The organism is Arhodomonas sp. KWT (assembly GCF_010993615.1).
This window is the reverse complement of the sequence record NZ_WNXE01000883.1, coordinates 1-699: the sequence shown is the minus strand read 5'-3', so window position 1 is coordinate 699 and position 699 is coordinate 1. Positions and strand designations below refer to the sequence as shown.

1 protein-coding gene is annotated in these 699 nt (G+C 62.2%); it reads right to left on the bottom strand.

Annotated elements, in window-relative coordinates:
* Positions 1–699 (bottom strand): MFS transporter (locus G7A99_RS23050; protein WP_240466393.1); only part of this gene is annotated, 699 nt, incomplete at both ends.

The following is a 699-nucleotide window of genomic DNA, read 5'->3' as shown; positions in this document are numbered from 1 at the left end:
CGGGGCATGTGTCTCGGGCAGTGTCAGCAGCAGGAGCAGCGCGATCGCACCGATGCCGACCAGTGTCCAGAAGATCGCGCGCCAGCCGGCGAAGGCGGCAATCTGGGCGCCGACGAGTGGACCGAGCAGGGGCGCGATTGCCATGATGGTCATCAGGGTCGACATCATCTGCGCCGCCCGATTGCCGTCATACAGATCGCGGACCATTGCGCGCGAGAGCGCAACGCTCGCGCAAGCGCCTATGGCCTGCACGACCCGCCAGGCGATCATGATCGCCGCACTGTCCGAGAGGGCACAGCCCGCCGAGCCTATGACGAACAGGATCAGGCCGATGGCCACCGGTACACGGCGCCCGAAGCGGTCACTCACCGGACCCCAGATCAGCTGCGTGAGACTGAAACCGACCAGATAGCCCGAGACGGTGAGTTCGATCGTTCCGTCCCCCGCTCCGAGCGCATCCGCGATTGCCGGCATGGCCGGCAGATACAGATCCGTCGAAATCGAGGCGAACCCCATCAACAGGCTCAATATGGCCAGAACGTACCAGCCCTTGTGTGCGGCGGGGGCGGCAGTTGTTGGCTTGGATGGCGTATCCGGCATGTTCACAACAATAAAGGCCGTAATATTGTTCGACCAGACGGGATTGATTGGATGCCGTAATGAATTCCGTTCATTAATACGGTGGAAAGCCTGTCCGGG